We start from the raw sequence: 18404 nt of genomic DNA on the forward strand, positions 1-18404 counted from the left end.
CACCCTGCGGCGGGCACCCGCGGGACGCCCGTGGCCGCTGGGTCCGGTGGGTCGTCTCCGGTGACCGACGTCACCGGAGGAAGGAAGGGTTGCCTGACCCGGTGCATCGCTCCGCGAACTGGGATGATCGGGGATGGACACGAGCGCGACGAACCAGCCGCGACGAACCAGCGAGGGGTAGGCGCAGAAGAGTGGCAGACGGCGGAACGACTAGCAGGACCAGAGACAGCTTCGGAGCCCGGTCGACGCTCTCGGTCGACGGAACCGACTACGACATCTACCGACTCGACGCGGTGGAGGGCTCCGAGAAGCTGCCCTTCAGCCTGAAGGTCCTCCTCGAGAACCTGCTGCGAACCGAGGACGGCGCGGACATCACCGCCGACCACATCCGGGCGATCGCCAACTGGGACCCGTCGGCCGAGCCCGACCAGGAGATCCAGTTCACCCCGGCCCGCGTGGTCATGCAGGACTTCACCGGCGTGCCCTGCATCGTCGACCTCGCCACCATGCGCGAGGCCATGGCCACCCTCGGCGGCGACCCGCAGAAGATCAACCCGCTCGCCCCGGCCGAGCTGGTCATCGACCACTCCGTGATCGCCGACATCTTCGGCACCGAGGACTCGTTCGAGCGCAACGTCGAGATCGAGTACGAGCGCAACGGCGAGCGCTACCAGTTCCTGCGCTGGGGCCAGGGCGCGTTCAGCGACTTCAAGGTCGTCCCGCCCGGCACCGGCATCGTCCACCAGGTCAACATCGAGCACCTGGCCCGCGTGGTCTTCCCGCGGAAGGAAGGCGACCGCGTGATCGCCTACCCGGACACCTGCGTGGGCACCGACAGCCACACCACGATGGTCAACGGCCTGGGCGTGCTGGGCTGGGGCGTCGGCGGCATCGAGGCCGAGGCCGCGATGCTCGGCCAGCCCGTCTCGATGCTCATCCCCCGCGTCGTTGGCTTCAAGCTCTTCGGCCAGCTCCCGGACGGCGCCACCGCGACCGACCTGGTCCTCACCATCACCGAGATGCTCCGCCAGCACGGCGTGGTCGGGAAGTTCGTCGAGTTCTACGGCGAGGGCGTCTCCGCCGTCCCGCTGGCCAACCGCGCGACGATCGGCAACATGAGCCCGGAGTTCGGCTCGACCGCGGCGATGTTCCCCATCGACGAGGAGACCATCACCTACCTGGAGCTGACCGGCCGCGACGAGCAGCAGGTCAAGCTGGTCGAGGCCTACGCCAAGGAGCAGGGCCTGTGGCACGACGCCTCCCGCGAGCCGGCCTTCTCCGAGTACCTCGAGCTCGACCTCGGCACCGTCGTCCCCTCGATCGCCGGCCCGAAGCGCCCGCAGGACCGGGTCGCGATCACCGACGCCAAGCCCGCCTTCCGCGAGGCGCTCAAGGACTACGTGGCCGCCGACGAGACCGGCGGCGAGGACCGCAAGCCCGGCGTCCCGGCGCAGGAGAAGCCCTACGGCGTCACCTCCGCGGTCGACGAGGCCTCGGCGGAGTCCTTCCCGGCCTCCGACCCGGCCGCGCCGTCCGAGAGCGGCAACGGTGAGGCCGGCAAGCCGCACCACGTCGACGGGCACCCCGTGGACGAGCGGCCGCGCAAGCCCACGAAGGTCGTCATGGAGGACGGCACGGAGACCGAGATCGACCACGGCTCCGTCGTCATCGCCGCCATCACCTCCTGCACCAACACGTCCAACCCGCAGGTGATGATCGGCGCGGCCATGCTGGCCAAGAACGCCGTCGAGCGCGGGCTGACCAGCAAGCCGTGGGTCAAGACGACGCTGGCCCCCGGGTCCAAGGTCGTCATGGACTACTACGAGAAGGCCGAGCTCACCCCGTACCTGGAGAAGCTGGGCTTCTACCTGGTCGGCTACGGCTGCACCACCTGCATCGGCAACTCCGGTCCGCTGCCGGAACCGGTCTCCGCCGCGGTCAACGAGGCCGACCTGGCCGTCGTCTCGGTGCTCTCGGGCAACCGCAACTTCGAGGGCCGGATCAACCCCGACGTCAAGATGAACTACCTGGCCTCCCCGCCGCTGGTCATCGCCTACGCGCTGGCCGGCTCCATGGACGTCGACCTGAACAACGACCCGCTCGGCCAGGACCAGGACGGCAACGACGTCTTCCTGCGCGACATCTGGCCGTCGCCGCAGGAGGTCCAGCGGGTCATCGACCACGCCGTCTCCGCGGAGCAGTTCGGCCGCAGCTACGAGGACGTGTTCGCCGGCACCGAGCAGTGGCAGAACCTGCCCACGCCGACCGGTGACACTTTCGAGTGGGCCGAGGACAGCACCTACGTCCGGCGTCCTCCGTACTTCGAGGGCATGCCCGCCGAGCCCGCTCCGGTCGAGGACATCACCGACGCCCGCACCCTGGCGGTGCTCGGCGACTCGGTGACCACCGACCACATCTCGCCGGCCGGCTCGATCAAGGCCGACAGCCCGGCCGGGAAATACCTGCGCGAGCACGGCGTGGACCGTCGCGACTTCAACTCCTACGGCTCCCGCCGCGGGAACCACGAGGTCATGATCCGCGGCACCTTCGCCAACATCCGGCTGCGCAACCAGTTGGTGCCCGGCACCGAGGGTGGCGTCACCAAGAACCACCTCACCGGCGAGACGACGACGATCTACGACGCCTCGCGCGCCTACATCGACGCCGGCATCCCGCTGGTCGTGCTGGCCGGCAAGGAGTACGGCTCGGGCTCGTCGCGCGACTGGGCCGCCAAGGGGACGGCGCTCCTGGGCGTCAAGGCGGTCATCGCCGAGAGCTACGAGCGGATCCACCGCTCGAACCTCATCGGCATGGGCGTCCTGCCGCTGCAGTTCCCCGAGGGCCAGGACCGCGAGTCCCTCGGCCTGACCGGCGACGAGGAGTTCACGATCACCGGCATCACCGCCCTCAACGACGGCTCCGTGCCGCGGACCGTCAAGGTGAAGGCCGGGGACGTGGAGTTCGAGGCCCGCGTCCGCATCGACACCCCTGGCGAGGCGAACTACTACCGCAACGGCGGGATCATGCAGTACGTGCTGCGCTCGCTGCGGGGTTCGGCCGCCTGATGGACCTGGGCCTGGGCGGTCGCGGATTCCTGCTCACCGGCGCGAGCCGGGGGCTGGGGTTCGCGACCGCCCGGGCCCTCGTCGACGACGGGGCCCGGGTGCTGGTCAGCTCCCGCTCCGCCGACTCCGTGGACACCGCCGTCGCCTCGCTCGGCGGGGCGCCGGCGGCATTCGGCACCTCGGCCGACCTCGCCGACGCCGACGCCGCCGAGCGGCTGGTCACCGAGGCGCACGAGCGGCTCGGGCAGGTCGACGGCCTGCTGCTGAGCGTCGGCGGGCCGGCGCAGGGCCCGGTGCTGGAGACGTCGGAGGACGACTGGCGGGCGGCGGTCGAGAGCGTGCTGCTCGGCCCGCTACGGCTGGTGCGGGCGCTGGTCCCGCACCTCACCGAGGGCGCCTCGATCGTCTTCGTGCTGTCCACCTCGGTGCGTCAGCCGATCCGCAACCTCGCCATCTCCAACGCCCTGCGCCCGGGTCTGGCGATGACGGCGAAGGCGCTGGCCGACGAGCTCGGGCCGCGCGGCATCCGGGTCAACGGCCTGATGCCCGGCAGCGTGGCCACCGACCGGATCGCCGAGATCGAGGCCGCGTCCGGCGACCCCGCCGCGGCGCGTGCCCGTACCGAGGCGGCGATCCCGCTGCGCCGGATGGGCGAGCCCGCCGAGTTCGGCCGCACAGCCGCCTTCCTCCTCTCCCCCGCCGCCTCCTTTGTCACGGGGGCGATGGTCCCCGTCGACGGCGGCGCCCTCAGGGCGCTGTGAAGAAACACCCCCTCACCCCCCTAGAAGGACCCCCCTGCCCCCCGCCACTCGCGAGCTCGCGGCGGGACCCTGCAGCGGGGCCGATCGACGCTCGGGGCGGGCCCCTGCGAGGGGGCCCCGTCCTCGTCGCGTGCGCGCACGGCACCCGGAACCCTACCGGGCGGCGGCTGATCGCCGAGCTGGCACTGACCGCCAGGCAGGTGCGCCCCGGCCTCGTCACCACGGCGGCCTTCGTCGACGTGCAGCCCCCCACCGTGGTCGACGTGGTGGCCGGGCTGACCGCCGAGGGGCGTCCCGCCGTCGTCGTCCCGTTGCTGCTGTCGGGCGGCTACCACGTGCACGTGGACATCGCGGACGCCGTCGCCGGCGCCGAGGGCACGGTGGCCGCGCGCCCCCTGGGCCCCGACCCGCGGCTGGTCGCCGTCCTGCACGACCGGCTGGTGGACGCCGGGGCCGACCCGCGCGACCGGCGCACCGCCGTCGTCCTGGCAGCCGCCGGTTCCAGCGATCCGCGCTCGGTCGCCGACGTCGAGAACACCGCCGCTCTGCTCCAGCGCTCGTGGGCCGGACCCGTGACCACCGGCTACGGATCGGCCGCCCGACCCCCGGTGCCGGACGCCGTCGCCGCAGCCCGGCGGGCCGGCGCCGAGCGCGTCGTGCTCGCCGCCTACCTGCTCGCCCCGGGGCACTTCCACGACAAGCTCGCCGGCGCCGGAGCCGACCTCGTCACCGCTCCCCTGCTGCCCGACGAGCGGATCGCCGAGGTCCTGCTCGACCGCTACGACGCCGCCGTTCCGCCGACTCCCGATGGGGCTGCCCCGGCCGTCCGGTGACCTAGGGTGGGGCCACGATGAGCGACCCGATCGACGGGCAGGCCCCCGAGGCGGCCTCCCCGAGCCCAGAGACGACGCCGTCGGGCGGCCGACGGTGGAACCGGGTGATCTCCGGTGTCGTCACCGCGGCGCTGGCGCTGGTCCTGGGCTTCGGGCTCGTCGTCCAGATCCGCAGCACCGAGGAGGCCGACGAGCTCACGGGGGCGACCGAGGCCGACCTCGTCCGCATCCTCGACGAGCTCGACACCCGCGAGGAGCAGCTGCGCCAGCGGCTCGCCGAGCGGGAGCAGGCCGTCGAGGAGCTCAGCGGGGGCCGCACGCAGTCGGGGTCGGCGCTGGCCGAGGCCCAGCGCCGCGCCGAGGCCATCGGGATCCTCACCGGGACGCTGCCCGCCCAGGGCCCCGGGCTGCGCCTGGTGGTCCAGGACCCCGACGGCGCCGTCACCCCGGCCGTGCTGCTCGACGCCATCCAGGAGCTGCGTGGGGCGGGCGCCGAGGCCATCGAGATCGACGGGATCCGGGTGGTGACCTCCAGCTACGTCGATGGGACGCCCGGCGAGCTGACCATCGACGGGCAGGAGCTGAGGTCGCCCTACGAGATCCTCGCCATCGGGCCGCCCACCGATCTCGAGGTGGCCCTCAACGTCTCGGGAGGCGTGGTCGCCGACGTGGCTCGCACCGGCGGATCGGCCACGGTCACCCAGTCCGACGCGCTCTCGATCGACAGCGTCGTCTCCGACGGCTGATCAGCCGCCCGTCGCCACCGGCCGGTCGGGGTCCGTCGACCACTGCGACCACGACCCCGGCCACAGCGCCGCCTCGATGCCCGCGACCGCCAGGGCCGCCACCTCGTGCGCGGCGGTCACGCCCGAGCCGCAGTAGACGCCCACGGTGCGGCCCGGACGGGCACCCAGCGCCGCGAACCTCGCAGCCAGGTCGTGCGCCGGGCGGAAGGTCCCCTCGCCGGTGAGGTTGCCGGTCGTCGGGGCGCTCGTGGCACCGGGCACGTGACCCGCCCGCGGATCGACCGGTTCGACGTCGCCGCGGTAGCGCTCGGCGGCACGGGCGTCCAGCAGGACCCCGCCGCCACCGGGCAGGGCAGCGGCGTCCTCGGCCTCGATCACCGGCATGCCACCGCCGCGCAGGACGACGTCCCCGGGCGGCGGAACGACGTCGCCGGCCTCGAGCTGCCCGCCGGCACGGACCCAGGCGCGCAGCCCCCCGTCGAGCAGCCGCACGTCGGTCAGGCCGCCCCAGCGGAGCAGCCACCACGCCCGTGCCGCCGCCAGACCACCGGAGTCGTCGTAGACGACGACGGGCCGGTCCGCGCGCACGCCCCAGCGCCGGACGTGTACTTGCAGTCGCTGTACCGACGGCAGCGGGTGCCGGCCCAGCGCGGCAGTGGGTGGGTCGGCGAGCTCGGTCTCCAGGTCGATGTAGACCGCACCCGGCAGGTGACCGGCCAGGTACTTCTCGCGCCCCCGGTCGTCGCCCAGCGCCCAGCGGACGTCGAGCAGCACCGGCCGCTCCCCCGCCGCCAGCACATCGGCGGCCCCGACGAGCACGTCGCTCACCGCGTCTCCCCGTTCGCGCCCGCGGATTGGTCCACTCACTGCGGCGCCAGCAGGCCGCGCAGCTCCCCGGTCAGGGCGTCGCGCGCCTCCGGGTGCTGGTGCCACGCGGCCGGCGTCGCCTGCAGCAGCTGGATCCGCCAGCGACCTGACCCCTCCTCGACCGCGACCACCGTGTGCACGGTGTGGAACTGGGGCTCCACGTCGTTGCCGCCCGGCGGGATCATCCCGGCGTGCGCGAGGAGCACCGCCACCCCGGGCGCGGCGGCGCGGACCGAGCGGATGACCGCGACGTAGGAGGCGGTCTGGTGGCTGCCGAAGATCTGCCGGAGGTCGGCTGCGATGGCCAGCCGCCCGTGGTGGTGGGTCCCGTCGTAGCCGACGATGTCGCCGTCGTCGGCGAAGCAGGCCGCCACCGCCGCCCCGCTGCGCCGGTTCCAGCCGTCGAGGTAGGCGGCGTAGAGGGAACGGATCTGGGCGTCGGACGGATGCGCGGATGTCACGGGTGTGACGGTAGTGGTCAGGTCGCGCCGACCGTCCGGGCCTCGCCGTCGGCGAACTGGGTGCGGTGCAGGTCGGCATACCGCCCACCGAGCGCCAGCAACTCCGTGTGCGTGCCCGACTCCACGATGCGACCGCCGTCGACCACGAGGATCTGGTCGGCGCTCCGCACGGTCGACAGCCGGTGCGCGATGACCAGGGACGTGCGGCCGGCCAGGGCGGCGTCCAGCGCCCGCTGGACGGCGGCCTCGGACTCGCTGTCCAGGTGCGCCGTCGCCTCGTCCAGGATCACGATGCCCGGCGCCTTGAGCAGCACTCGGGCGATCGCCAGCCGTTGCTTCTCACCACCCGAGAGCCGGTGCCCGCGGTCGCCGACGACCGTGTCCAGGCCGTCGGGCAGCGTCCGCACGAGATCGGCGATGTGCGCCCCGTCCAGCGCTGCCCACAGCTGCTCCTCGGTGGCCTCGGGGCGGGCGTAGAGCAGGTTGTTGCGCATCGTGTCGTGGAACAGGTGCGCATCCTGGCTGACCACCCCGATGGCGTCGCGCAGTGACGCCAGCGTCGCCGAGCGCACGTCGACGCCACCGACCAGGACCGCACCGCCGGTGACGTCGTACAGCCGGGACACCAGGCTGGCGATCGTCGACTTGCCGGCGCCGGAGTGGCCCACGAGCGCGACCAGCGCGCCCGGCTCGACCCGGAAGGAGACGTCGTGCAGCACGTCCACCGGGCCGCCGTGCTCGGGCAGCGACACTTCTTCCAGTGACGGCAACGACACGTCTTCGGCCGCCGGATAGCTGAAGGAGACCGAGTCGAACTCGATCGACCGGTCGTCGGTGGGCACCGGGACGGCGTCGTCGGCCTCGCGGATCATCGGCGGCAGGTCGAGCACCTCGAAGACCCGGTCGAAGCTCACCATCGCGCTCATGACGTCGACCCGGACGTTGGCCAGGGCGGTGAGCGGGCCGTAGAGCCGGGAGAGCAGCAGGGCCAGCGCGACGACGTCGCCGGGGCTGAGCGAGCCGGTGAACGCGAGGTACCCGCCGAGCCCGTAGACCAGGGCGGTCGCCAGCGCCGCCACGAGCGTCAGCGCGGTGAAGAAGAAGCGGCCGTACATGGCCGACAGCACGCCGATGTCCCGCACCCGGGCCGCGCGGCCGCTGAAGGACCGCTCCTCCGCCTCGGGCCGGCCGAACAGCTTGACCAGCAGCGCGCCGGCGACGTTGAACCGCTCGGTCATCGTCGCGTTCATCGACGCGTTGAGCTCGTAGGACTCCCGGGTGATGTCCTGCAGCCGCGCGCCGATGCGCCGGGCAGGCAGCACGAACAGCGGCACCAGGACCAGCGACAGCAGGGTGATCTGCCAGGACAGCGTGAGCATGACGGCCGCGGTGAGCACCAGGCCGATGACGTTGGAGACGACGCCCGACAGCGTCGAGGTGAAGGCCTGCTGAGCGCCGACGACGTCGTTGTTCAGCCGGCTGACCAGCGCCCCGGTCTGCGTGCGGGTGAAGAACGCGACCGGCATGCGCTGCACGTGCGCGAACACCGTGCTGCGCAGGTCGTAGATGACGCCCTCGCCGATGCGCGCGGAGTACCAGCGGGTGCCCAGCGAGATGGCGGCGTCGACGACGGCGAGAGCCGCGATGAACAGCGCGATGCGCACGATGTCGCCCGCGGTCCCCTCGAGCGAGGCGATCCGGTTGACGATGTTGCCCGCGAGCAGCGGGGTGATCACGCCGATCAGCGACGAGCCGACCACCAGGCCCAGGAAGAAGCCGAGGTCGCGCCGGTAGGGCTGGGCGACGCCGAGGATCCGGCGGACGGTGCCCGGTGGCAGCTTGCGCCCGACCACCGACGGGTCGCGGCGGAATGACCGCATCGCCGCCATGGAGGTCATGTTCGGGTTCATGGACCAACCTCCTCTGGCGCGCCGATCCGGGCACCGGCCCTCGGGCCAACACCGGCCGGCCGGACGCTGTTCCGTGCGGGCCGGGGCCGGTCATCCGCCCGATCCTGGCGGATGACCCTGACGGTCAGCGCCTGCCGGCGAGCTCCTGCAGCCGCAGCACCTGCGCCGACCGCTCGGCGGCGTCCTGGGTCTCGGGGTCGTTGCGCACGGCCGAGCGCACCAGGGCGGCGGTCGCCCGGCTCGCGCCCGCCGGCGGGGCCAGGAGCGCCGCGGTCAGCTGCGCGACCGCGTCGTCCAGCTGCTCGCGGGGGACGACGGCATTGGCCAGCCCCATGGCGAGGGCCTCGGCGGCACTGACCGGGCGGCCGGTCAGGCAGATCTCCATGGCCCGCGAGTAGCCGACCAGCTCGACGAGGGTGCTGGTGCCGGTCAGGTCGGGCACCAGGCCCAGCGTCGGCTCGGGCAGCCGGAGCTGCGCGTCCTCGGCGAGCACCCGGAGATCGCAGGCGAGTGCCAGCTGGCAGCCGGCGCCGATGGCGTGCCCCTGGACGGCGGCGATCGAGACGATGCCGGGCTTCCGGAGCCAGCGGAACCCGGCCTGGTACTCGCGGATCTGCTCCTCGGCCTCGCCGGACGGCCGTCGTCCGAGGTCTCCCAGGCCACCCGCCGTCCCCGGCTCCGGGCTGAACATGCTGCGGTCCAGGCCCGCGGAGAACGACCGCCCCTCCCCGCGCAGGACGACCACGCGCACGCTGTCGTCCAGCGCCGCGCCGACCGCCGCCAGCGCCGACCACGTCGCCGGGGTCTGGGCGTTGAGCTGCTCGGGCCGGTCGAGGGTGACGGTGAGGACGGCGCCGTCCTGGGCGGTGCGGACGAAACCGTCGGGGGCGTCGGCTTCGCTCACGCCTTCTTGCTGCTGTTCCGGTTGGCCCCACCGCGGCTGCGCAGGGTGGCTCCGGACTCGGAGAGCAGCCGGTGGACGAAGCCGTAGGAGCGCTTGGTCGACTCCGCCAGCGAGCGGATGCTCTCGCCCTCGTCGTAGCGCTTGCGCAGTTCGTCGGCGAGCGTGCTCCGGTCGCCGCCGGTGATCCGCTTGCCCTTGCCCAGGTCGGCAGTGCTCGAGTCGGCCATGGCTCTCCTCCGTGTCAGCCGCCGGCCGAACGCGTCGAGGCGACGCGCGCATGCCCGGTTGGTGGCTGTCCCTGTGGCGCCGCCGTCCCGCTGACCACGGCCCCTGGCAACCCATGATCACCCAGTGACCGGCCACCGGCCACGTGAGAGATCAGGCCAGCTCGACCAGGTCGGCGAGGTCCTCGCTCCAGGCGTCCTCGGTGCCGTCGGGCAGCAGGATCACCTTGTCCGGGTTCAGGGCCCGGACGGCGCCCTCGTCGTGGGTGACCAGCACGATCGCGCCGGTGTAGGTGCGCAGCGCCTCGAGCACCTGCTCCCGGCTGGCGGGGTCCAGGTTGTTCGTCGGCTCGTCCAGGAGCAGCACGTTGGCGCCGGAGACGACCAGGGTGGCCATGGCCAGCCGGGTCCGCTCGCCACCGGAGAGTGTGCCGGCGCGCTGGTCGACGGTCTCGCCGGTGAAGAGGAACGCGCCGAGGATGCGCCGGAGCTCGGTGTCGGTGCTGTCCGGCGCCGCGGACCGCATGACCTCCAGCAGCGAGCGGTCCATGTCGATCGTCTCGTGCTCCTGGGCGTAGTAGCCCACGCGCAGCCCGTGCCCGGCCTTGACCTCGCCGGTGTCGGGCAGCTCGGTGCCGGCCAGCATCCGCAGCAGCGTCGTCTTCCCGGCGCCGTTGAGCCCGAGGACGACGACCCGCGTCCCCCGGTCCACGGCCAGGTCGACGTCGGTGAAGATCTCCAGCGAGCCGTAGCTCTTGGACAGCCCCTCGGCGAACAGCGGCGTCTTGCCGCACGCTGCCGGCGTCGGGAAGCGCAGCTTGGCGACCTTGTCGGCCACGCGCACGTCGGCCAGGCCCGCGGCCAGCCGCTCGGCGCGCTTGTCCATGCTCTTGGCGGCCTTGGCCTTGGTGGCCTTGGCGCGCATCTTGTCGGCCTGGGCGTTGAGCGTGTCGATCTTGCGCTCGGTGTTGGCCCGCTCCTGCTTGCGACGGCGCTCGTCGGTCTCGCGCTGGTCGAGGTAGCGCTTCCAGCCGAGGTTGTAGATGTCGACGGTGGCGCGGTTGGCGTCCAGGTGCCACACCTTGTTGACGACGGCCTCGAGCAGCTCGACGTCGTGGCTGATCACGATGAGCCCGCCGCGGTGGCTGGTCAGGAAGCCGCGCAGCCAGGTGATCGAGTCGGCGTCCAGGTGGTTGGTCGGCTCGTCGAGCAGCAGCGTCTCGGCGTCGGAGAAGAGGATGCGGGCCAGCTCCACGCGGCGGCGCTGGCCACCGGACAGCGTGCGCAGCGGCTGGGACAGCACCCGGTCGGGCAGGCCGAGGTTGGTGCAGATGCGGGCGGCGTCGCTCTCCGCGGCGTACCCGCCCAGGGCAGCGAACTGGTCCTCGAGGTTGCCGTAGCGGCGCACGGCCTTGTCCTGCTCCGCGTCGTCGGCCGGCTCTGCCATCGCGACCTGGGCCTTGACGAGCTGGTTGCGGATCACGTCGAGGCCGCGCCCGGACAGCACGCGGTCGCTGGCGGTGATGTCGAGGTCGCCGCTGCGCGGGTCCTGCGGCAGGTAGCCCAGCTCACCGCTGATCTCCACCGTGCCGGCGTGCGGGACGCGCTCACCGGCGAGCGTGGTGAGGGTGGTGGTCTTGCCGGCGCCGTTGCGCCCGACCAGGCCGATGCGGTCACCCGGCTGGACGCGCAGGTTGGCTTCGCTGATGAGGATGCGGGCGCCGGCACGGAGCTCGAGGCCGGTCGTCGTTATCACTGAACCCAGGGTAGGCGCTCGGCGTGCGATCACCCCCACGTTCCCGGGGTGACATCGGCGGCATCCCCGCCCGGGCGTGTTCCGCGGAGGGGCGCCCCGTCCGGTCCCGGGTGCTCGAGCACACCGCACCTGCGGGGTAGGTGGCCCTGCCTGCGGTCCTGGAGGGCCTGCTTCCCCGAAGTCGGGGCGGCCGCGGCGGCGGCGACCGGGGTGCCCGTCCGGGCGCCCCGCCCTACGGTGAGGACGCCTCGGGGGACGGGAAGGAGGCGGTCATGCAGCAACCGGTCGCCACGGCACCGCCCCCTCCCCTGCCCTACCGGGCCCGGCCCCCGCAGGTGCTGCTCGGTGTCGGCGCGGTCCTCCTGGTCAGCGCCGGTGCCGTGGTGGCCTCCGCGTACGGGGGCGGCCCTGCGCGGACGTTGCTGCTCGCCCTGGCTGCCGTCGCGACCGGGTTCGCGCTCCGGGCCGCACGAGCCCGGCTGCGGAGTTCCCAGGAGGTGCTGGCCGCCAGCGCGACCGGTCTCGCGGTCAGCGCCAGCGGTGTCGGAGGTCTCGGCGGGAGCGCGCTGGGCGGCGTCGGCGCGACCGCCGCCCTCGCGATCGTCTTCCTCGTCCTGCACCGCGTGGCACCGAGCACCGCGGCGTGGCCGCTGGCGTCCTGGCTCGCCGCCCAACTCGCCGTGCTCCGAGGGCTGGACGGCGTACCGGCGGAGCTGCGCACGCTGGTCCACCTCGGCGTCGCGCTGGCCGGACTCGGGATCGCGTTGTTCGCGCGACGCTGGGTCGCCCGCGCCGCGCTGCTGACCACCGCACCGTGGTGGATGGCCGGCGTGGTGAGCGGGACCGCGACCGCCTGGACCGGTCCGGCGGCCGAGCGATACCTCTCGGCCGTCCTCGTGGTCGTCGCGGGCCTCGGCCTGGTGGTGACGCGGTTGCGGGAGGTGCTCGAACCCCTGACCGGGCCGCCGCGGGCGGCTCCCGTGCTGGCCGGCGTCGTCGCCGGTGCGGCCGTCACCGGCGCGTGCTCCTTCCTCGGGACGGCCGCCGTGACCCTCACCGGGTACGCCGGTGTCCTGCTGGCCACCCTGGCCGCGGCCTACCTGAGCGGTTGGCGGCGGGGACTCGTCCTGCCGCTCGCGCTCGCCACCGGCGTGGTCATGACGGCGCTGAGCGTCGGCCGGCTGCTCGCCGACCGGCAGTGGACGGCGTTCGCGCTGCTGCTGCTGCTGACCGCCGTCCCGACGGTGTGGGTGGCCGTGCGACAGCCCGACGACCGGCCGCTGTCCGTGCCGGTGGCCGTCGGCTGCCTGGCGGGCGCGGTGCTGCTCGCCGTCCCCGACGGAGTGCTCTCGCCCACCTCCGCCGCGGTGACGCTGACCATGGTCTACTCCGGCGCGATGGCCGCCGGGGCCGGACTGGACACCGCATCCCGGCGCCCGACAGCCGTGGCCGCCGGAGGGTGCGCCGTCGCCGCCGTCCTGCTGCTCCTCCCGCGGGACGAGGCGTGGGCGCTCGGGGCAGTGCTCGCCGTGCAGGGGGTGTGCACGCTGGCCTGGGCCTGGCGCATCTGGACGACGCAGCCCACGGCCGACGACGCCGAGCTGTCGCGGGGCGCATGGCGGGTGGGCGCCGTCCAGCTCGTCGGAGCCGCCTGGGTGCTCGCGGCAGCGATCGACGCCCGCGCGATCGAGGCCTGGTCCCTGCCGGCGGCGGCCGGTCTGCTGCTCGCGTCCGGACCCGGACTGCTCCGCGGCAGCACCTGGGCGACGTGGGGGCCCGGTCTTCTCGTGGCCGCAGTGCCTTCGACCGTGCTCGCGGTCGTCGCGTCGGACGCCCCGCGGACGGTCGCTGTGCTGCTGGCCGCCGCGGTCCTGCTCGTGGCCGGCGGACGCCGCGCACTGCGGGCGCCACTGGCGGTCGGCGCCGGGTCGGCGCTCGCGGTGGCCGTCGGGCTGGCGGCGCAGACGCTGCCCTGGCCGGTAGGGACGGCGCTGGTCGTGGGCGGCGTGCTGCTGGCGGTGGGCGCCCGCAAGGAGCGCCGTCCCGTTGCCGGCTTCGCCGTCCGCCTCGCCGACCTACGCTGATCCGGAGGGCCTGGAGCACCCCGCCGCTGTCGATCAGGCGTAGGCCGCCGGCATCCGGGCGCTACGAAAGGGCGAGAGGCTGAGGACCAGCGCCGCAGCCACGAGCCCCGCGATGCCGACAGCGATGACCGGGCGGTTGCCATACATCGTCGCCGTCAGACCGGCCAGCGGCGCGGCTACGGCGATCGAGCCCCAGTTGAACGCTCGGATGGTCCCGTTCATCCGGGCGCGCAGCCGGTCGGGGGTCACCGCGTTGCGGTAGCTCAGGTCGAGCGGACCCTTGAGCCCGGCGCCCAGCCCGTTGACCAACTGCCCGACCACCAGCAAGGCCGCACCGGCGAAGCCGGGCGGGGCGAACAGGAGGAACAGGAACGCCACCGGGTGCAACCACATGGCGACCACGCAGACCGGCCCCACGCTGAACCGCTCGGCGGCGCGCGGCGCCAGGCCGGCGCCGATGACGCCGCTCACGCCCGCGCACGAGAGCACCAGGCCGACCGTGAGCGCGTCCAGGCCGAGCACCTCCGTCGCGTGGAAGACGAAGACCGTCATGATCGCGGAGTTGGACAAGAACCACAGGTGCAGAGACACGGCGTACCGGGCGAGGGTCCGGTGGCGGTACACCCAGGACCCACCTTGCTTCAGTTCGCGCCACAGATGTCGGTCCGGCTGTCGCTGGGGTGCGGGCTCCTCGACCCGGATCGAGGCCAGGAGCGCAGCGGACGCGGCTCTGCTGGCCGCGGTGAACAGGATGGCGACGGGGGCGGACGAGAGCTTGATCAGGACGCCCCCCACCAGCGGGCCGATCGCCTCGGCCGCCGTCGCGGTCTGCTCGATGCGCGCATTGGCGACTGGCAGCAGCTCCATCGGTACCAGCCGCGGCAGGTAGGACTGGTGAGCGGCGTGATAGAACATCGACGCTGCCCCAACGAGGGCCACCAGGGCAGCCAGAACGGGGACCGTCAGTAGCCCGGTCAGTGCCAGGGCTCCGATGGCCCCCGCAGCGAGAGCAGTCACGGCGTCGGCGGCGATGAGGACCGGCCGACGGCGCACCCGGTCGATGAGCACTCCGGCGAGCAGACCGACCGCCAAGGCGGGCAGCCACTGCGCCGACCGTACGAATCCGATAGCCGCCTGATCCGCGGACAGGGTTTCGATCAGGAGCAACTGCAGGGCCAGGCCGAAAGTGAACGCACCCAGCGACGAGGCCGTGTCGGAGAACCACATGCGCACGAACGCCGGATAGGCCAGCACGCCCCGGCTCGGCACGCCCGCAGTCAACCAGATGCGGAGCACGAGCCCGGGACGACGAAACGCCCGGGGGCGGACATCCCGGTGGTCGGGATGTCCGCCCCCGAGACGGTGACGCTCGTTCCTGCTACACCCGGAAGCCGAGGGCGCGGAGCTGCTCGCGGCCGTCGTCGGTGATCTTGTCGGGGCCCCACGGCGGCATCCAGACCCAGTTGATCCGGATGTCGTCCACGAGCCCGGGGCCGGGGCCGCCGGTCAGCGCCTGGCGGGCCTGGTCCTCGATGACGTCGGTCAGCGGGCAGGCCGCCGAGGTCAGGGTCATGTCGATGATGGCGACGCTGGCATCGGCGTTGCTGTCGTCGACGTCCAGGCCGTAGACCAGCCCGAGGTCGACGACGTTCACGCCCAGCTCGGGGTCGACCACGTCGCGCATGGCCTCCTCGAGGTCCTCCAGCAGCGCCGTCTTGCCGACGGGCATGTCACCCGGCGCACCGTCGGTGGCCGGGGTGGCGTTCTCGGTGCTGCTCTCGCTCACGGTGTTCCTCCGGTCGGGGCGGTGGGGTGGGTGGCTCGCGGAGCGGCGGTGGGGGCGGTGGCGGGCGCTGCGGTCGCGGACAGTGCCCGGGCGGAGGCGTCCTTCAACGCCATCCAGCTCATCAGCGCACACTTGATCCGGGCCGGGTACTTCGAGACACCGGCGAACGCGACGGCGTCCTCCAGGCTGTCCTCGAGCTTCTCGGCCACGGCCGGGTCGCCCTTGGCCTGCATCAGCGTCATGAAGTCCTCGCCGGTGGCGAGGGCCTCGTGCACGTTCTTGCCGACGACGAGGTCGTACATGGCCGAGATCGAGGCCTGGCTGATCGAGCAGCCCATGCCCTCGTAGGAGACGTCGGCGACGGTCTCGTCCTCGAGGCTCAGCCGCAGCGTCACCTCGTCGCCGCAGGTGGGATTGACGTGGTGCACCTCGGCCTGGAAGGGCTCGCGGAGACCTCGCCCGTGCGGGTTCTTGTAGTGATCCAGGATGATCTCCTGGTACATCGACTCGAGCTGCATCAGCGGATCGACCTCACACCGTTCCGAAGAACTTCTGGGCCGCGCGAATTCCGTCCGCCAGGGCGTCGATGTCGTCGTAGCCGGTGTGCACGTAGAAGGTGGCCCGCGTGGTGGCCGGCACGCCGTAGCGGCGCACGACCGGCCAGGCGCAGTGGTGCCCGACGCGCACGGCGATGCCGTGGTCGTCGAGGACCTGGCCGACGTCGTGCGGGTGGATGCCCTCGACGGTGAAGGAGATCGCTCCCCCGCGGGCCACGGTGTCGGGCGGGCCGACCACGGTGACGCCGGGGATCTCGGCGAGCTTCTCCAGCGCATAGCCGGTGAGCGCCTTCTCGTGCTCCTCGACGCGGTCCATGCCCAGGCCCTGCAGGTACTCCACGGCCGCTGCGAGACCGATGACCTGCGCGGTCATCGGGACGCCGGCCTCGAAGCGCTGCGGCGGCGCGGCGAAGGTGGAGGCCTCCATCCGCACGACCTCGATCATCGAACCGCCGGTGAGGAACGGCGGCAGCTTGTCGAGCACCTCGTAGCGGCCCCAGAGCACGCCGACGCCCGTGGGCCCCAGCATCTTGTGGCCGGAGAACACCAGGAAGTCCGCGTCCAGCTCGGTGACGTCGACGGTCTGGTGCGGCACCGACTGGGCGCCGTCGACCAGCACCAGGGCACCGACCTCGTGGGCGCGGGCGATGATCTCGCCCAGCGGGTTGATCGTGCCGAGGATGTTCGACTGCTGGGTGACCGCGACGAGCTTCGTGCGCTCGTTGACCACCGACGTCAGGTCGGACAGGTCCAGCCGGCCGTCGTCGGTCAGCCCCAGCCAGCGCAGGGTCGCCCCGGTGCGCTCGCACAGCTGCTGCCAGGGCACCAGGTTGGCGTGGTGCTCCATCTCGGTGACCACGATCTCGTCACCCTGGCCGACGGCGTAGGTGCGGAGTTCCTCCTCCTTCGCCGTCGCGGCGTTGGAGAGGGCGTAGGCCACCAGGTTGATCGCTTCGGTGGTGTTGCGCGTGAAGACGATCTCCCGGTCCGGGGCGCCGATGAACCCGCCGATGGTGGCGCGGGCGGCCTCGTAGGCCCCCGTCGCCTCCTCGGCGAGCGCGTGGGCGCCACGGTGCGGGGCGGCGTTGACGTTCTCGTAGAACCACCGCTCGGCGTCGAGGACGCTGCGGGGCTTCTGCGACGTGGCGCCGGAGTCCAGGTACACCAGGCGCTTCCCGTCCCGGACGGTGCGCGTCAGGATCGGGAAGTCCGCCCGGATCGCCTCGATGTCCAGCGGCAGCGGCTCGTGCGCCCCGACAGGACGCGAGACGGTCTGGGTCATGCGCTCGCGCCCTCCGCGGCGGCCAGCTCGTTGGAGTCCTTGACGTAGGCGGCGTAGCCCTCGTTCTCCAGCTTGTCCGCGAGTTCGGCGCCGCCCTCGGCGACGACCTTGCCGGCGACGAAGACGTGCACGAAGTCGGGCTTGATGTAGCGCAGGATCCGCGTGTAGTGGGTGATCAGCAGGACGCCGATCTCGCCCTCCTCGCGGGTGCGGTTCACGCCCTCGGAGACGACCCGCAGCGCGTCGACGTCCAGACCGGAGTCGGTCTCGTCGAGGATCGCGATGGCCGGCTTCAGCAGGCGCATCTGCAGGATCTCGTGGCGCTTCTTCTCGCCACCGGAGAAGCCCTCGTTGACGTTGCGCTCGGCGAAGGCCGAGTCCATCTCGAGCAGCTCCATCTCGCTCTTGACGTCCTTGACCCAGGTGCGCAGCTTGGGGGCCTCGCCCTTGATCGCGGTGGCCGCGGTGCGCAGGAAGTTCGACACCGAGACGCCGGGGACCTCCACCGGGTACTGCATCGCCAGGAACAGCCCGGCGCGGGCGCGCTCGTCGACGCTCATCGCGAGGACGTCCTCGCCGTCGAGGGTCACGGTGCCGCCGGTGACGGTGTACTTGGGGTGGCCGGCGATCGAGTAGGCCAGCGTGGACTTGCCCGACCCGTTGGGGCCCATGATCGCGTGGGTCTCGCCCGACCGGACGGTCAGGTCGACGCCGCGGAGGATCTCCTTGGCGTCGTCACCCTCGCCGACCGAGACGTGCAGGTCGCGGATCTCCAGAACGGACACTTCTTCTCGCTCCTCAGTTGCCGGCCGCGCGGGAAGGCTGGACTGCGCTCGCCGAAGCGTCAGCTTCGGTGTCGACGAGCACGTCCTCCCCTTCCACGCGGACCGGGTAGACGTCGACCGGCTCGGTCGCCGGCAGGTTGGTGGGCTCGCCCGTGCGCAGGTCGAAGCACGAGCCGTGCAGGAAGCACTCGATGGTCGGGGCGCCGCCGAGCAGCTCGACGTCCCCCTCGCTCAGCGGGACGTCGGCGTGCGAGCACTTGTCCTCGAGGGCGTACAGCTGACCCTCGAAACGGACGACGGCGATGTCGACGTCCGCGAGCTCGACCCGCAGGGCGCCGTTCTCGGGGACGTCGGACAGCGCGCAGACGCGTTCGAAAGCCATG

General features: G+C 72.8%; 17 protein-coding genes. 5 read left to right on the forward strand and 12 right to left on the reverse strand.

Annotated elements, in window-relative coordinates:
* Positions 1-191 precede the first annotated feature (191 nt).
* The 4 genes from RM425_RS17910 (at position 192) to RM425_RS17925 (ending at position 5405) form a co-directional block, all read left to right on the forward strand.
* Positions 192-3065, forward strand: coding sequence for an aconitate hydratase (locus RM425_RS17910; protein WP_311346580.1), 2874 nt, complete (start codon positions 192-194; stop codon positions 3063-3065).
* Positions 3065-3826, forward strand: a complete 762-nt coding sequence (locus RM425_RS17915) for an SDR family oxidoreductase (RefSeq protein ID WP_311346581.1) — start codon at positions 3065-3067, stop codon at positions 3824-3826. Before RM425_RS17910 ends, RM425_RS17915 begins: the two co-directional genes overlap by 1 nt.
* Before the next feature lie 104 nt (positions 3827-3930).
* Positions 3931-4659 carry a sirohydrochlorin chelatase gene (locus RM425_RS17920; RefSeq protein WP_311346641.1) on the forward strand — a complete coding sequence of 243 codons (729 nt, stop codon included), beginning with the start codon at positions 3931-3933 and terminating at the stop codon, positions 4657-4659.
* A gap of 17 nt (positions 4660-4676) precedes the next feature.
* Positions 4677-5405: a DUF881 domain-containing protein gene (locus tag RM425_RS17925; RefSeq protein WP_311346582.1), complete on the forward strand. Its 729-nt coding sequence runs from the start codon at positions 4677-4679 to the stop codon at positions 5403-5405.
* Here the strand turns inward: RM425_RS17925 and RM425_RS17930 are convergent, their stop codons facing one another.
* The 6 genes from RM425_RS17930 to RM425_RS17955 all read right to left on the reverse strand — a co-directional run bounded on the left by RM425_RS17930 (position 5406) and on the right by RM425_RS17955 (position 11527).
* Positions 5406-6233, reverse strand: coding sequence for a sulfurtransferase (locus RM425_RS17930; RefSeq protein WP_311346583.1), 828 nt, complete (start codon positions 6231-6233; stop codon positions 5406-5408).
* Positions 6234-6268: 35 nt separating this feature from the next.
* The gene (locus tag RM425_RS17935) at positions 6269-6733 is read right to left on the reverse strand and encodes an SgcJ/EcaC family oxidoreductase (protein ID WP_311346584.1); all 465 of its coding nucleotides are present in this window, start codon (positions 6731-6733) and stop codon (positions 6269-6271) included.
* Positions 6734-6750: 17 nt separating this feature from the next.
* Positions 6751-8643 (reverse strand): ABC transporter ATP-binding protein, encoded by a 1893-nt coding sequence (locus RM425_RS17940; protein WP_311346585.1) that lies wholly within the window; start codon positions 8641-8643, stop codon positions 6751-6753.
* Between the two features lie 124 nt (positions 8644-8767).
* Positions 8768-9547: an enoyl-CoA hydratase/isomerase family protein gene (locus tag RM425_RS17945; RefSeq protein ID WP_311346586.1), complete on the reverse strand. Its 780-nt coding sequence runs from the start codon at positions 9545-9547 to the stop codon at positions 8768-8770.
* On the reverse strand, positions 9544-9774 hold the full coding sequence (locus tag RM425_RS17950; protein WP_311346587.1) for a helix-turn-helix domain-containing protein: 231 nt from the start codon (positions 9772-9774) through the stop codon (positions 9544-9546). The genes RM425_RS17945 and RM425_RS17950 overlap by 4 nt, the downstream gene beginning before the upstream one ends.
* Before the next feature lie 151 nt (positions 9775-9925).
* Positions 9926-11527 (reverse strand): ABC-F family ATP-binding cassette domain-containing protein, encoded by a 1602-nt coding sequence (locus RM425_RS17955; protein ID WP_311346588.1) that lies wholly within the window; start codon positions 11525-11527, stop codon positions 9926-9928.
* Positions 11528-11799: 272 nt separating this feature from the next.
* On the opposite strand from RM425_RS17955, the gene RM425_RS17960 reads away from it, so the two are divergent.
* On the forward strand, positions 11800-13611 hold the full coding sequence (locus RM425_RS17960) for an SCO7613 C-terminal domain-containing membrane protein (protein WP_311346589.1): 1812 nt from the start codon (positions 11800-11802) through the stop codon (positions 13609-13611).
* Between the two features lie 33 nt (positions 13612-13644).
* On the opposite strand, the gene RM425_RS17965 is transcribed toward RM425_RS17960, so the two are convergent.
* The 6 genes from RM425_RS17965 to RM425_RS17990 form a co-directional block, all read right to left on the reverse strand.
* Complete coding sequence (locus RM425_RS17965; RefSeq protein WP_311346590.1) at positions 13645-14880, reverse strand: MFS transporter; 1236 nt, start codon at positions 14878-14880, stop codon at positions 13645-13647.
* A gap of 109 nt (positions 14881-14989) precedes the next feature.
* Positions 14990-15397 carry a metal-sulfur cluster assembly factor gene (locus tag RM425_RS17970; RefSeq protein ID WP_449495091.1) on the reverse strand — a complete coding sequence of 136 codons (408 nt, stop codon included), beginning with the start codon at positions 15395-15397 and terminating at the stop codon, positions 14990-14992.
* Positions 15394-15915, reverse strand: coding sequence for a Fe-S cluster assembly sulfur transfer protein SufU (sufU, locus tag RM425_RS17975; RefSeq protein WP_311346591.1), 522 nt, complete (start codon positions 15913-15915; stop codon positions 15394-15396). The genes RM425_RS17970 and sufU overlap by 4 nt, the downstream gene beginning before the upstream one ends.
* 13 nt (positions 15916-15928) lie before the next feature.
* Complete coding sequence (locus tag RM425_RS17980; protein WP_311346592.1) at positions 15929-17236, reverse strand: cysteine desulfurase; 1308 nt, start codon at positions 17234-17236, stop codon at positions 15929-15931.
* Positions 17233-18021 (reverse strand): Fe-S cluster assembly ATPase SufC, encoded by a 789-nt coding sequence (gene sufC, locus RM425_RS17985; protein WP_311346593.1) that lies wholly within the window; start codon positions 18019-18021, stop codon positions 17233-17235. Before sufC ends, RM425_RS17980 begins: the two co-directional genes overlap by 4 nt.
* 13 nt (positions 18022-18034) lie before the next feature.
* Positions 18035-18403, reverse strand: a complete 369-nt coding sequence (locus RM425_RS17990) for a Rieske (2Fe-2S) protein (RefSeq protein WP_311346594.1) — start codon at positions 18401-18403, stop codon at positions 18035-18037.
* Position 18404 lies beyond the last annotated feature (1 nt).

The organism is Blastococcus goldschmidtiae (genome assembly GCF_031845325.1).
Lineage (GTDB): Bacteria > Actinomycetota > Actinomycetes > Mycobacteriales > Geodermatophilaceae > Blastococcus > Blastococcus goldschmidtiae.